Here is an 11,538-nt window from a genome sequence, read left to right as displayed (position 1 = left end):
GATTAGCGGGTGAAAAGAATCACGAGCGGGGATGCGAGGGCAGGGGCAATCGTCACCAGACGGTCGATGGACCGGCGCCGTGGCGAATCGCCCAAAACAATGATGTCGTTGGCGTAGATGCGTGGATCGTTGAGAGCGCCGCGCCGCACCGCGTCCAAATTGTAGACGGCGGCATAGCGATCCTCGCCAACGTCGCGAAAGACGACGACCTGCTCGCGCAATGCAAATTCACTGGGCCCGCCGGCCAATGCCAGCGCGCGCAACAGGGTCAATTGCCCTGCCGCTGCGTAAATGCCGGGGCTTTCCACCTCTCCTTCGATGGCGATGGTTTGGCTGACCGTGTCGACCAGATTGACGGAGACCTGAGGGTCGCGGACGTACCCTTCGCTCAACCGGGCTGCGATCAGTGTTTCGATCGCGGCAGGCGCTTTGCCCGACACGTCCATCGACCCGATGAAAGGGTAGGACATCCGGCCACTGCCATCGATTTGTACTTCGCGGGTTAGCTCTTCGACGCCGAAAACATCGACCCGCACCCGATCAAGCGGGCCAAGGATCCCAGTGTTGTCCAGCGGGGCCGGCAATTGATCCGCATCGAGCACCGAAACATACTGCGTGGTTTGCAGCGGGGCGGGGTCCGAAGCGCACGCGCCAAGCAGCGCAGCGGACGCGGCAAGCACGCACATATTTGGCCAAGATTTCGGCAACAATTTCACAGGGTTCTCCTTTGCGCGCGGCGTCGGGTGAGGGTTGGAATGGGGGTTTTGGAGCGGCGATTATGCCGGGGCGGGGGCCGGGGCGTATTCGGGAACCATATCGGCGATGATCGCGCGCACTTCGTCCGCTTGCCCGGCATCAATCGCTTCGAGCAGGTGGGATGCCGCATCGGTTAGCGCGTCAAAGGACATGTGGCTTTCACGCGCCTGCATGATGCGGGCGTGCGATGTTTCGCGCGGATTGTCGCCGATCAACAATTCTTCATAGAGCTTTTCGCCTGGGCGCAGGCCGACCTCTACGATTTCAATATCGCCGTCGGGTGATTGTTGATCGATCTCTTGCAATCCGGAAAGGCGGATCATGGTTCGCGCCAAATCGATGATCTTGACCGGCTCACCCATGTCCAAGACATAGACCTCCCCGCCATCGGCCATTGCGCCGGCTTGAATGACCAATTCGGCGGCCTCTGGGATCGTCATAAAGTACCGGTTGATCCGACGATCGGTGATGGTCAGCGGTCCGCCTTCTTTGATCTGACGTTTGAACAAAGGCACCACCGATCCCGATGAACCCAGCACATTGCCGAACCGGACCATGGTGAAAATGGTGCCGTTCGATTTGTCGGGGCGGCTGGCATATGCCTGTAGGATTTGTTCGCAGACACGTTTGGTCGCGCCCATAATGTTGGTGGGACGCACGGCTTTGTCGGTGCTGATCAGGATGAAATTGGAAACGCCCGAATTCAATGCGGCCATGACCGTGTTGAGCGTGCCAAAAATGTTGTTGCGCGCGCCCCCAATCACATTCGCCTCTACCAAGGGAACGTGCTTGTATGCGGCGGCGTGAAAGATCGTGTCGGGCCGGTGGCGTTGGATCACGCGTGTAACCGATGGTCTGTCGGAAACATTGCACAACTCAGGGACGATCTCGAACGGCGCGCCGATGGTTTTTGCCATCGATTGCAGCGTGTGATCAACGGAATAGAGCGCAAATTCGCTCACTTCGACGAGGATCAATTTGGCTGGATTCAATTGTGCGATCTGGGCGCACAATTCGCTGCCGATGGAACCGCCCGCGCCGGTTACCATCACCGTCTTCCCGGTGATGGTCCCTGCCATCAATTGGGGGTCAGGCGCGATGGCTGGGCGGCCCAACAATTGAGAGATATCGATTTCGCGAAACTCATTGATCGAAACGCCGCCTTCGATGATGTCGCGCACTTTGGGCAGCGCCATGACCTGAACCGGATGCTGGCTTAGGCTTTCCATGATCTTTTGTTTCGCGCTGCGGGAAAGGCGCGGCAGAGCGAGATAGATATCGCTGATTTTGTGCTTGCTGATCAAAGTGGGCAGCAGCGACGAATTGTAGATCTTTAGGCGATCCAGCCGCTGTCCATGTTTCAAGCCATCGTCATCGACAAAGGCGGCCACTTGCAAACCGGGTTCGTGACGGATCGCATTGGCGAGGCTGACGCCTTCTGCGCCTGCACCATAGATCAAAATACGCCGCGGTTGCCCGCTATAGGATTGGGGCGCGCCCAGATCCATTATGAGATAGCGCATCGCCGACCGGCTAAAGCCCAACAATAAGAAGAAGATCAGAGGTTGGAGAACGGCCAATGTGCGCGGCACACCCACGACCGTAAATGCCAAGAACATCACAACCATCGGCACCGACATAATCGCCACCGCCTTGCCGATGCGGATCATCGTTCCACCACCGGAAAACCGGAACATTTCGCGGTACACACCGATTAGGACGGCGCTCATAAACCAAAAGATCAGCGCGCCCGTCGCCAGTTTCGCGACGCCTTCGGTGAAGAATTGCCATTCTCCCAGTCTCAGGAAGAAAGCGCACCACACCGCCACCACGCATAGGCCGGCATCAATGGCCGCGACCAAGAGGCGTTTTTGCCCGCGCGTGAACGTGTCCACACGGTCAATCGCCGCGCGCATATTCACAGTCATGGGAGTCGGGGGTGAAGTGGTTTTCTTCAACATGATGCGACCCAATTGCCTTTCAATCGGGCCGCACGATGTTTGCTAAAACCGGCCCTTCTTCAAGTGTTCATCGAATACACTTGAGGTCAGAACCGGGCAATTGAGTGGGGCGCTAAGAAAGAGCCACATCGGGTGCATCTTCTTGTTTCATCCCTACTACGTGATAGCCACTATCAACGTGTTGGACTTCGCCGGTTACACCCGAAGAAAGTTCCGAAAGGAAATAAAGGCCCGATCCACCAACATCATCTATATTAGTGTTTCTACGTAAAGGCGCGTTCAATTCATTCCATTTTAGTATGTATCTAAAATCGCCAATCCCGCTTGCCGCGAGGGTTTTGACCGGGCCAGCGCTGATCGCGTTGACGCGGATTCCGGCAGGACCAAGGTCGTTGGCAAGGTAGCGCACGCTCGCCTCCAACGCCGCCTTTGCAACGCCCATCACGTTGTAATGTGGGATAACTTTCTCTGAACCGTAGTAAGTTAGCGTCAGGATTGAGCCACCACCGGTGCCGTCTTCGGCCAGGGGTGGCATCAATTCCACGGCTCGTTTCGTCACCGCGACCAGCGAATAGGCAGAGATGTTCATCGTCATCAGGAAATTGTCGAGGCTGGTGTCGACATATTTGCCGCGCAATTCCGATTTGTCAGAAAACCCAACGGCGTGAACTACGAAATCAAGCGTTCCCCAACGCTCTTTCAATTGGGCAAACCCGGCGTCCAATGAGTCCATATCGGATACATCGCATTCGAACGTAAAATCACTGCCCAATTGCGCGGCCAGTGGCTTCACCCGTTTGGCCAAGGCGTCACCTTGGTAGGAAAACGCCAATTCCGCGCCATGTTCGGCCAAAGTCCGTGCGATTCCCCACGCCAGCGACTTGTCATTGGCGAGCCCCATGATCAGGCCGCGCTTGCCTTTCATTAGCTGCGTCATGTTCGGTTCTCCTGCTGTGAGGCCATCGGCCTGCTTGTTATGTGTTGTGTTGCTCTGTGGTGTCGTCGGTGGCCGGTTGTGGCGCGATGCCATCGGGGTCGACCGCCTCCGGTTCGGTGAGCGCTGCGTTCAATTCCGCCCCGATAACGAGACCAAGCCCAACGAGCCAGAAAAAGAACAACGCAATGATGATCCCGGCCAAACTGCCGTAGGTTAAGCTGTAGGCGAAAAAGCTGCGCAGGATCGGCGGCAATGCGGTTGTCACGCCAAGCCACCAAAGCGCCGTGAACACCGCGCCGGGCCACTTAGGAAACGACTTGGCCCGGTATTGCGCCGGGGTCAGTGTGTAAAACAATAGGTACAGTGATCCCGTAAGGCCCAAGGCCGGGAATAGGCGGGATATCCGCAATGCATCGATCGCTTCTGACAATTGCGGGAAATTGGCGATTATCACCTGTTGCGCAGCGCCAATCACGACCTGAGCAAACAACGATGCCATCAACAATATGACCGCGACCAATATCAGCCCGACCGAGAGCAATCGGTATTTCCAAAACGCTTGGCTCGCCTGTGTTCCATAGGCCCGGCGCAGGATGTCGCGGATGGATTCGATCAAGCTGGATACGGTCCAAAGGGCGACGATGGCGCCAAACCACAACAACCATCCATCGCGGGCATAGATTACGTCTTGTGCAACCGGTTCTATCGCGCGGGCCACGGTGGGCGGCATCGCGTTCAACACGGCGGTTACCAATTCGATCGCTCGATCGCGCCCGCCGACCAATTCGAACAAAGCCGCGCCTAGAATAAAGAACGGGAATATCGCCAACATCGACAGATAGGCGAGGTTGCCCGCATGGATAAAACCATCGCGATACGTGCCGGCGACGATGCGCCGCACCACTTCAAAAACGCGGGTGCCCGGGCCGATCCGACTGGCCAAATCGCTGCGGGAAATTGCCGCGCTTATCCCGTCCGTTGCAACGCCATCCTCTCGCAACAGGCTTTGCGTTCTAAGGAAATCGGCGCGCCGCGCCTCCGGCGAAAGCGATTGCAGCCGACGCTCTGATGGCGGTGGGAGATGAGGAGGATGCCCGTTAATTGCCAAATCGGTTTCTCTAGGGCTGTCTCTTTAAAGGCCGAATTTTTCGCGCGGGGTGGCCGGATCGTTCCAATCGCCCAACTGTTCTTTCAACCCATCCAGATCTTCGGGCATCTGAATTTCCAACGTCACCAATTGATCGCCGCGGACCGGTTTCCCCTTGCCCGGATTGGAAGATTTCTTGGTCCACCCCTTGCCAGAAAGCCGCATCACCGTGCCGCCATTGGCGCCGGGTTTTAACGTCAACATGACCGGGCCATCGACCGTGGGGCATTTGACTTTGCCGCCGTTGACCGCCTCGTTCAAAGTGATCGGCAAATCCATCCGAATGTTGTCTCCATCGCGGCGGAAAAACGGATGCGCGGCGATTTCGACCATAACGATCCCATCGCCATTGCCGCCCGATCCTTTGTGCCCCTTGTCTTTAAGGCGCATTTGTGTGCCGTCTTCGACCCCGCCGGGCAGTTTCAAATTGATCGCTTTGCCGTCGGCCAATGTGATGCGTTGATCGCGACCAGAGGCGGCATCAACGAACGGCACCGCCAAACGATATTGAATATCCGCGCCGCGCTTTAGAGGGGGCGGGGGCGCACCACGTCCACCGCCAAATCCGCGCCGTCCTGTGGATTCGTTTTGTTTGGAACGGCCGCCGAACAGCCCTTCGAAAAGATCGCCCAAATCCATGTCGTTGGAATCGAACCCGCCAAATTCTTGGTCGCGATACCCGCCGGGGCCACCTGGTCTGGGGCCAGCGCCGCCAAATCCACGCCCAAACCCGCGACCTGCTCCGCCCATTCCGCCAAACGGATTGAGAGGATTGCCCTCCGCGTCGATTTCACCGCGATCAAATTGCGCGCGTTTGTCGCTGTCGGACAACAAATCATACGCCTTTGTCGCGTCCGAGAATTTCTCAGCCGCCTTCGGATTGTCGGTGTTGCGGTCAGGGTGAAGCTCTTTGGCAAGCTTTCGATAGGCGCTTTTGATTTCCTTTTCGGAAGCCGTGCGCGCCAAGCCAAGAGTGCGATAAGGGTCGGACATGGTGTGTTAGCTAGGTGAGGCGGTGGGCAGGTGCAAGCGTGCTGCGCAATTTCGGGAAAGCAAAATTTACCTTATCGTCGAATCTGCGTGTGAAGGTCGCCCCGCCATGACCCCCAAATTCGCTGTGTGACGTCTATGATCTGGGTCGCATTCGGCCCCAATAACCCAATCAATTGAGTGGCTTTTTACGCGTTCCATCATGCAGCGCACGCAATCATGCCCAGGCTTTCCTACTGTGTCCCGGCGCTCTAAGGATCGCCGTCATGCGCGTCCGTGTTAAAAGCCTTTCGAAAAGAGACCTTTGCAACCATATACACAGCGCCAAGATTTTGGCCTTTGGACCGTGTAACATGCGGTCCATGTCTCGGTGTAAGCCGCACCAACACCCCGCCGCGATGGCGGCATACCACTGCGCCGCTACGGCGGTTAAGGAAAGCCACGCATGACCTCTCCTGATGCTCTTGATTCGGCGCAATTGGCCGACAGTGTGATCCCCGCCGGTGCGGACCCCTTTGCATTGTTTGATGAATGGTTCGCGTTGGCCCGGGATAGTGAGCCGAACGATTCCAACGCAATGGCTTTGGCAACGGCGACGCCGGATGGACGGCCATCGGTGCGCATGGTCTTGCTCAAAGGACACGGCCCCGGCGAATCGGGACCTCAAGGCGGCTTCACCTTCTTCACCAACGCTGAAAGCCGCAAAGGCGGAGAAGTCCGCGCGAACGCCCATGCCAGCCTGCTGTTCCATTGGAAGAGCCTGCGCCGGCAGATCCGTATTGAGGGGCCGTTGGAGGAGGTAACGCCGGAACGCGCCGACGCCTACTTCCACTCGCGCGCCTACAACAGCCAAGTCGGTTCCGCCGCCAGCGATCAATCGCGCCCTTTGCCACAGCGTCAGGACTATTTGGACCGCGTGAAAGCGATGTGGGCCGAACATGAGGCGGTCGGTAAAGTGCCGCGCCCATCGCATTGGACCGGCTTTACCGTTCGCCCCGAACGCATCGAATTCTGGATTGATCGCGACAATCGCCTGCATGACCGGCGGGTCTTCGCCCGCACGGATGCCGGTTGGTCCGACACGTTGCTTTACCCCTAAGGATGACCCCATGACAAAGACGATACCCTATTGGCATGTCGATGCCTTCAGCGCGAAGCCCTTTGGCGGCAATCAGGCGGCCGTTATGGTGCTCGACGAATGGTTGCCGGATGATCAATTGGTGGCGATCGGCGCGGAAAACCTGTTCGCCGAAACGGCCTTTGTCGTGCGCGATGCGACCGGAGAGGCCGATTGGGAATTGCGGTGGTGCACGCCGACATATGAGATCGCACTTTGCGGCCATGCGACCATGGCCAGCGGGCATATCCTGCTGTCGCGCGATGGCGGGGATCGGTTGACGTTTCGCACGCGCAAATCCGGCATCCTCGAAGTGCGCAGAGCAGATGCCGGATACGAAGTGGGTCTCCCCGCAATCCCGACCGCTCCGCGCGCCTACCCCGAAGCCGAGGCCTTGTTGGGCGCGACGCCGATTTCAACCTATCGATCGGGCGATGAACATATCGGCTATTCGGTGTTTGAATTCGCCGACGAAGCGGCGGTGCGCGCCCTTGCGCCCGACATTGCGGGGCTGGGCAAACTGGGGACAGATCAATTCATCTGCACCGCCCCCGGCGACAACACCGACATCGTGAGCCGTGTTTTCGTACCCGGCGGCGGCGTGGACGAAGACAGCGTGACCGGATCTGCGCACTCGGTCTTGACCCCCTATTGGGCGGCAAAATTGAATCGCAATCAGTTCACGGCCTATCAGGCCAGCGAACGCGGCGGGGACCTTGCGCTTACGCTTGATGGTGGTCGCGCATGGCTTGGCGGGCCGTGCGTCACCGTTGTTGAGGGGCAGTTCCACCTCTGAGCGTAAGGGGCGCTCTTATTCGCCTTCTACAGGGTACAAAGCGATGACGTCGGCCGCTTGTTGCAACATCTCTGGCCGCTCGGCGCTGGTGGAATGGCCCAGACGGACCATCGTCACCCCTTGATCTGGGGATACGAGCACATATTGCCCCATATGCCCGATCAGAGCGAACAGGTTTGCGGGCGCGCGTTCAGGGAAAAGCGGATGACCAAACTCGGCGCCTTTCTGCCCCAAGGGGCGGTTTAGCCACGTTTGAAATCCGTATTGTTGCGCGGTTGGGCTAGGGTCCACCATCGCCTCGATCCAACGGCTCGGCACCAATTGCTCGCCGCCCGGCGCACGCCCTTTGGCGCGCATGAATTCGCCAAACTTGCCCCAATCGCGTGCGGTGGCGTGCATCAAACTGCCGCCGATCAACGTGCCGGACGCGTCGAATTCGGGCACCATGGAGGTCATGCCCAAAGGACCGAACAATCTCTCTTGTAAGTAATCTGTCACGGCGTCGCGGCGCGCCACGGGATCATCGCTTTCGGTAAGAGCGCGTGCGGCGATATCGGCCAGAATTACGGTGGTGTTGGACGAATATTCAAACCGTTCACCCGGTTCGGCTTCCAACGGTTGCTCTTTCGCCCATTTGGCCATGTCATCGCGCCCATCAAGGAACAACATGCGGACTTCGGATGAATCATACGGGGGATCGCCCGCTTCGGTGTGGCGCAACCCGGCGCGCATTTGTAACAGATGGCGCAACGTGATGTCTGCGCGCGGATCGCCGGATCGTTGCCACATCGGCACCGGGGCGGGTTCATCGACGCTCAACAAGCCGTCGGCGACCAGCATTCCGACCAAAACTGCGGTCACCGTTTTGGCCATCGACCAACTGATGAATTTGGTTTCGGATGAATATCCATCGCCGTATCGCTCAGCCGCGATCTTGCCGTTGGCCAACACCAAAACCGCGCGGGTTTCGCCCAAACCTTCCATCGTGAACAGTTCATCGATTTGGCGGGCGATCTGGTCCTTTGGGGCGCCAGCATCTTCGGACACCGCATCCAGAGCCTCTTGTGTAAGCGGATCGGGCGGAGGCGCGGGCGCTTCCCCACAGGCCGCGCATAACACAAAGGTTGGCAGGAGCGCGGCGGCGGCGATATGGGAAGGTCTACGAAACGTCATAGCGCCCTCAATTCAACAAGGGTCGTGACAAATCAAGGGTTCAGAGCATGGCTGTATGGCAAAGGCTTTGGACACAAGTACAATGATCCCGTTGAAGACAGAGGTTTAGGCAGAGCAATGGCAAAATCACAATTGAAGGTAGGCCGGATCATTGTGTGGTTGATCCTGTTGGCCGTCGTGGCGCTGGTCGTGGCGGTTTGGTTCAACCGCGCCGCAGTCCAAGGTTATGCCGAGGTCGGCACCTCTTACGCCGCGCGCGTCGGATGTTCGTGCCGCTTCGTTTCCGATCGCAGCCTTGAGGATTGTGAAAAGGACAAGCTTGGCGGGATGGAGCTTGTCTCTCTATCGGATGACATAGAGGCGCGCAGCGTTACGGCCACGTTCCCCATGGTAACATCCACCACCGCAACCTATCGCGAAGGGTATGGATGCGTGTTGGAAGAATGGGAGGGCTAAACCAGCCCTAATCCCTTCAACTGGCGACAGATGTCGTCGCGTCGATCCAGCCGCCGCCAATTACGCGTTCACCGGCATAGATCACCGCCGCTTGTCCGGGCGCAACGCCGAATTCCGGTTCAACAAAACGCATCGTAGTCGCCGCGCCGCCGCCAATGGGGCCGTCCAGTGCGATCGGCACGGGCTTAGCCAAGGAGCGGACCTTTGCCGTGAGCGTTTCGTCTTTCGCGAACGCGCCAATGCAATTGGTTTCGATGACCGTGACGCTTTCCACCGCCAACATCCGTTTGGGCCCTACGCGAACTTCGCGCGTGTCGGCGTCCAATCCGATGACATAAAGCGGCTCTGGCTGACCGCCAATATCCAGGCCTTTACGCTGACCCACGGTGTAATGAACGATGCCTTTGTGTTCGCCCATCGTTTCGCCAGTCGCCGCGTGAACGATGGCGCCCGGAACGCCCCCTTCGGGCCGCATCTTGGTGACGATCTTGGCGTAATTGCCATCCGGGACAAAGCAAATGTCCTGACTGTCGGGCTTTGCTGCGTTGCGCAGGCCCGCTGCTTCGGCCAATTCGCGCACTTTGGCTTTCGGCAATCCACCCAAAGGAAAGCGTATATAGTCGAGCTGTTCCTGATTCGTAGCGTATAGAAAATAGGATTGATCGCGCGCTGGATCGACCGCGCGGTATAGATGCGGGCCGGGATCGGTTGGATCGGAACCGTTGGCTGCGCCATCCGCTGCGTGTTCGCATTCTACCCGGCGGACATAATGCCCCGTGGCCAAACAATCTGCGCCCAATTCGCGCGCCATCCGAAACAGGTCGGTGAATTTCGGCCCCATATTGCAACGGATGCAGGGCACCGGTGTGCGCCCCGCAAGATATTCGTCAGCAAATTGTTCCACCACGTCTTCGCGAAAGGCGCTTTCATGATCGAAAACATAGTGCGCAATACCAAGCCGGTCCGAAACCGCCCGCGCATCGGCAATATCATCACCTGCGCAACACGCGCCTTTGCGGCCGGTCGCGGCGCCGTAATCATACAATTGCAGCGTGATGCCGATCACCTCTGCACCAGTATCCGCAGCCAAAGCGGCCACAACGGACGAATCGACTCCGCCGCTCATTGCGACGACGATTCGGCAATCTTTCGCCGGACGCGGCAAATCGAACAGGGCGGCGGTGTCCAAATCGAAAACCGAGTCGTTCTTTAAAGGTGCTGTTAAGGTCATAATCGCTGCGGGATATAGGCGAGCCCTATGGGTTTCGCCACCCTGTGCCGCCGTAAAACAGGCGCTAATGCAGGGGGTTTGGCCGTAATTCGGTTGCTCTTAGAGCCCGCACTAATCCTAAGCAGTGGTAAAGATGGGTTTTACTACATCTTGACGTCCGCTGATTATAGAATGGCTCATGTTCGAAAAGGACAAGCCTGTTCCACAAGCGAAAGACGCTGAGAATGCCGGTCAAAACCGGGCTCAATTCTCAACCGACACTGCGTTTGGAGAAGACCTGCTGATCAGCAGCATCGCAAGCCATCGGGATGATTCCGGTGAAGCAAGCGAGAAACTGCGCGCGATCGAATGGTCTGAGTTAACCGCTCGCCTCAACGCGGCGCGCGACTTGCGGCTGGTCCTTCGGCGCGACGCAGACAACGGACCCAATGCGGTTGACGATTCCAACAGCTTTGCCGACGCTGCGACGCGGTATTTTCGAACGCGGGATCATTGCGAACCGGACGTTAACCCTGTTGCTTTAGAGCAATTCAAAGGCTCGCCCGGTATGATCCATGAATGCGACCAAATACAAAACCAACATGTTTGTGATCTTCATTCCGGCGAAGTTCACACCCGGGGGCATGCGGTTAAAGGCGATGCGAGAGAATATTGATGATTGAAAACCAAGACATCCGCCCGGCACAGGTGATCGGCCCACTCGGTGAGCCGCTGACTGTAGACGATTTGCCTTCGCCCAAGACGAAGCGATGGGTTGTGCGGCGCAAAGCCGAAGTCGTTGCTGCGGTGAACGGCGGATTGCTGACGATTGACGAAGTGCTTGAACGCTATGGGCTGACGCTTGAAGAGTTCGCATCTTGGCAACGCGCGGTGGACCGTTCGGGCATGCAAGGGCTGCGGGTGACACGCATTCAGCACTATCGTGACCTGTATGAGCGGCAGCTAAAGTACTGATTTAACAGATATCTCTAGAG

At 57.9% G+C, this 11,538-nt stretch carries 12 protein-coding genes; 5 read left to right on the top strand and 7 right to left on the bottom strand.

The window, feature by feature from the left end; all coding sequences use genetic code 11:
* Positions 1-2 precede the first annotated feature (2 nt).
* From BQ8290_RS09015 to BQ8290_RS08995, 5 genes are all read right to left on the bottom strand, one after another.
* The gene (locus BQ8290_RS09015) at positions 3-716 is read right to left on the bottom strand and encodes a polysaccharide biosynthesis/export family protein (RefSeq protein WP_337661259.1); all 714 of its coding nucleotides are present in this window, start codon (positions 714-716) and stop codon (positions 3-5) included.
* A gap of 60 nt (positions 717-776) precedes the next feature.
* Positions 777-2,717, bottom strand: coding sequence for a polysaccharide biosynthesis protein (locus BQ8290_RS09010; protein WP_108789458.1), 1,941 nt, complete (start codon positions 2,715-2,717; stop codon positions 777-779).
* 112 nt (positions 2,718-2,829) lie between these two features.
* Positions 2,830-3,654, bottom strand: coding sequence for an enoyl-ACP reductase FabI (gene fabI, locus BQ8290_RS09005; protein ID WP_108789456.1), 825 nt, complete (start codon positions 3,652-3,654; stop codon positions 2,830-2,832).
* A gap of 37 nt (positions 3,655-3,691) precedes the next feature.
* On the bottom strand, positions 3,692-4,762 hold the full coding sequence (locus BQ8290_RS09000; RefSeq protein ID WP_337661258.1) for a YihY/virulence factor BrkB family protein: 1,071 nt from the start codon (positions 4,760-4,762) through the stop codon (positions 3,692-3,694).
* 24 nt (positions 4,763-4,786) lie between these two features.
* Positions 4,787-5,794, bottom strand: coding sequence for a DnaJ C-terminal domain-containing protein (locus BQ8290_RS08995; RefSeq protein ID WP_108789454.1), 1,008 nt, complete (start codon positions 5,792-5,794; stop codon positions 4,787-4,789).
* Positions 5,795-6,236: 442 nt separating this feature from the next.
* Here BQ8290_RS08995 and pdxH point away from each other — a divergent pair, with 442 nt between their 5' ends.
* Positions 6,237-6,890 (top strand): pyridoxamine 5'-phosphate oxidase, encoded by a 654-nt coding sequence (pdxH, locus tag BQ8290_RS08990; RefSeq protein ID WP_108789452.1) that lies wholly within the window; start codon positions 6,237-6,239, stop codon positions 6,888-6,890.
* Positions 6,891-6,900: 10 nt separating this feature from the next.
* Positions 6,901-7,704: a PhzF family phenazine biosynthesis protein gene (locus tag BQ8290_RS08985; protein WP_108789450.1), complete on the top strand. Its 804-nt coding sequence runs from the start codon at positions 6,901-6,903 to the stop codon at positions 7,702-7,704.
* A 15-nt stretch (positions 7,705-7,719) separates the two neighbouring features.
* On the opposite strand, the gene BQ8290_RS08980 is transcribed toward BQ8290_RS08985, so the two are convergent.
* Positions 7,720-8,877, bottom strand: a complete 1,158-nt coding sequence (locus BQ8290_RS08980) for a serine hydrolase (RefSeq protein WP_108789448.1) — start codon at positions 8,875-8,877, stop codon at positions 7,720-7,722.
* A gap of 117 nt (positions 8,878-8,994) precedes the next feature.
* Here BQ8290_RS08980 and BQ8290_RS08975 point away from each other — a divergent pair, with 117 nt between their 5' ends.
* Positions 8,995-9,333, top strand: a complete 339-nt coding sequence (locus BQ8290_RS08975) for a hypothetical protein (protein ID WP_337661257.1) — start codon at positions 8,995-8,997, stop codon at positions 9,331-9,333.
* A 16-nt stretch (positions 9,334-9,349) separates the two neighbouring features.
* Here the strand turns inward: BQ8290_RS08975 and mnmA are convergent, their stop codons facing one another.
* Positions 9,350-10,564: a tRNA 2-thiouridine(34) synthase MnmA gene (gene mnmA, locus BQ8290_RS08970; RefSeq protein ID WP_108789446.1), complete on the bottom strand. Its 1,215-nt coding sequence runs from the start codon at positions 10,562-10,564 to the stop codon at positions 9,350-9,352.
* Between the two features lie 178 nt (positions 10,565-10,742).
* On the opposite strand from mnmA, the gene BQ8290_RS08965 reads away from it, so the two are divergent.
* Positions 10,743-11,219 carry a hypothetical protein gene (locus BQ8290_RS08965; protein WP_108789444.1) on the top strand — a complete coding sequence of 159 codons (477 nt, stop codon included), beginning with the start codon at positions 10,743-10,745 and terminating at the stop codon, positions 11,217-11,219.
* The gene (gene sciP / locus BQ8290_RS08960; protein WP_108789442.1) at positions 11,219-11,518 is read left to right on the top strand and encodes a CtrA inhibitor SciP; all 300 of its coding nucleotides are present in this window, start codon (positions 11,219-11,221) and stop codon (positions 11,516-11,518) included. The genes BQ8290_RS08965 and sciP overlap by 1 nt, the downstream gene beginning before the upstream one ends.
* The last annotated feature ends 20 nt before the right edge of the window (positions 11,519-11,538 follow it).

Source organism: Erythrobacter sp. Alg231-14 (assembly GCF_900149685.1).
Lineage (GTDB): Bacteria > Pseudomonadota > Alphaproteobacteria > Sphingomonadales > Sphingomonadaceae > Erythrobacter.
The sequence above is the reverse complement of the archived record's forward strand: the minus strand, read 5'-3'. Positions and strand labels throughout refer to the sequence as shown.